We start from the raw sequence: 2,266 nt of genomic DNA on the forward strand, positions 1-2,266 counted from the left end.
CACGCCTCCAACGCAATGGGCAACTTCACCTTCGAAGTGACGCTGCGTTATCGGAGGTTGGAGAAGCTGCCTCGTGGGGAGAGTAGGCAGCGTCATGACGGGTAGTACGTTCATGACATGGTGCGCGGGGATCGTGTCGACGGTATCGAGTACGCCCAGCGGGTCAATGCTGCCGCGGATCTTCTGGCGACGGAGGTTCCTGTCGCCGAGGCTGCCCGTGTGCTGGCTGCCCGTTATGGGGTGTCGGTCCGTCAGGCACACCGGTATGTGGAGCAGGCCGTGGCGCAGGGCCGAGTCGCCGTCCCCGAGGCGAATGTGGTGTTCACCGTCAAGCTGCCCGGGTCGCTGGCCGAGCAGGTGCGAGCGCATGCCCGGGCCAGCGAGGCAACCCTCTCCGCAGTGGTGGCCCGGGCGCTGGCCGACTTCCTCCGCGACGAGGCCGGCGGACGGCGGCCGGGGTCGTGAACCGGCTGGTCGTGGAGTTGGAGTGGGTCTTCTCCCGGCACGCCGCCGCGGATGTGCAGGCGGCTTACGAGGTGTTGGTGCCTCAACGCCGGGCCCGGACACGGCGTGTCGAGCAGCAGGAGCAGATGCCGGAAGGAGTGGGCGGTGACCACGGCGGCGATCTACGCGAGGGTGTCCTCGCAGCGGCAGAAGAAGGACCAGACGATCGCCTCGCAGACGGCCGCGCTGCGCGCGTACATCGACCGGATGCGGCTTGAGCTGCCCGAGGAGTGGGTCTTCGAGGACGAGGGGCACTCCGGCGCCACGCTGTTGCGTCCCGCGCTGGAGCGGCTGCGGGACCTGGTTGCCCAGGTCGGGGTGGACGTGGTCGTCGTCTACGCTCCGGACCGCCTGGCGCGCAAGTTCGCCTACCAGGCCCTGCTGATCGAGGAGTTCGCCCGGGCCGGCACGCGGGTGGAGTTCGTGCGCGGCCCGCGCGGGGACAGCCCCGAGGACCAGCTGCTGGTCCAGTTCCAGGGCATGTTCGCTGAGTACGAGAAAGCGCAGCTGATGGAGCGCTACCGGCGCGGGAAGACCTACCGGGCGCGGACTGGGTCGGTGAACGTGCTGTCCGGGGCGCCGTTCGGCTACCGCTTCGTGCGCAAGACACCCGAGTGCTCGGCTCGTTACGAGATCGTCGAAGCCGAGGCGGCGTTGGTGGCCGAGCTCTTTCGCCGCTACGTCGACGAGGGCGCTTCCATCGCCGATCTGACCCGCTGGCTCACCGACAGCCACGCCCTGACCCGCACCGGCAAGACGCGCTGGGACCGCAGCGTGGTCTGGGGCATGCTCCGCAACCCCGCCTATGCGGGCACCGCCGTCTTCGGCAAGACCCAGGTCCAGCACGAGCCGGCCGGGCTGAACCGCAGGGCCCGCCTTCAGGGCCGGGCCACCCCGCGCCCGGTCAAGACCATCGACCGGCCCCGCGAGGAATGGATCGCCATCCCCGTCCCCGCGATCATCACCCCCGCGACCTTCGAACGCGCCGCACAACGGCTTCAGGACAACAAGCGCTTCGCCTCCCGCAACACCAAGGTCCCTTCCCTGCTGCAGGGCATGGCGGCCTGCGCGAGCTGCGGCTACGGCTACTACCGCACCTCGACCCGCACCACCAACAAGAAGATCTACTACTACCGGTGCCTGGGCTCGGACGACTACCGCTACGAGGGCGGCCGGGTCTGCACCAACAAGCCGGTCCGCGCCGACTACCTCGACACCCTCGTCTGGGACCACATCACCGGCCTGCTCACCGACCCCGCCCTGATCCACACCGAGATCGACCGCCGCCTGGAGCAGGCCCGCACCGCGGACCCGGCCCGACGCGAACGCGCCCGCCTGGAAACCGCCCTGGCCGCAGCCGGCCGGGGCATCACCCGCATGATCGAGGCCTACCAGGAACAGCTGATCACCATCGACGAACTGCGCGCCCGCATGCCTGACCTGCGGGCCCGCGAAGCCGGCCTGCGCGGCCAGCTCGACGCACTCGAGGCCCAACTCGCCGACCGCGACGCCTACCTCAAACTCGCCCACGACCTCGAGGGCTTCCTGTCCCAACTCCGCTCCGGCGTGAGAACGGCCGACGTCCCCGAGCGTCAACGCGTGCTGCGACTTCTCGTCCAAGACGTCCTCGTCGGCCCGGAGAAGATCACCATCCGGCACCGCATCCCGATCCGCGAGCACACCCCAGCCGATCACGGTCAGTCACCAGACGCCGACGCCGAGGGCGACATGCGCCCGTGTTATCCATTGCGTTGGAGGCGTG

At 69.4% G+C, this 2,266-nt stretch carries 2 protein-coding genes; both read left to right on the forward strand.

The features are described 5' to 3' along the window. The first annotated feature begins 117 nt into the window (after nt 1-117). A complete protein-coding gene (locus ACFY0P_RS52120; RefSeq protein ID WP_388929528.1) occupies nt 118-465 on the forward strand; it encodes a hypothetical protein in 348 nt (115 codons plus the stop codon). Nucleotides 466-609: 144 nt separating this feature from the next. Beyond that, a partial coding sequence (locus tag ACFY0P_RS52125) for a recombinase family protein (protein ID WP_388929529.1) occupies nt 610-2,266 on the forward strand: 1,657 nt, incomplete at its 3' end.

The organism is Streptomyces sp. NPDC001714, assembly GCF_042892755.1.
Classification (GTDB): Bacteria; Actinomycetota; Actinomycetes; order Streptomycetales; family Streptomycetaceae; genus Streptomyces.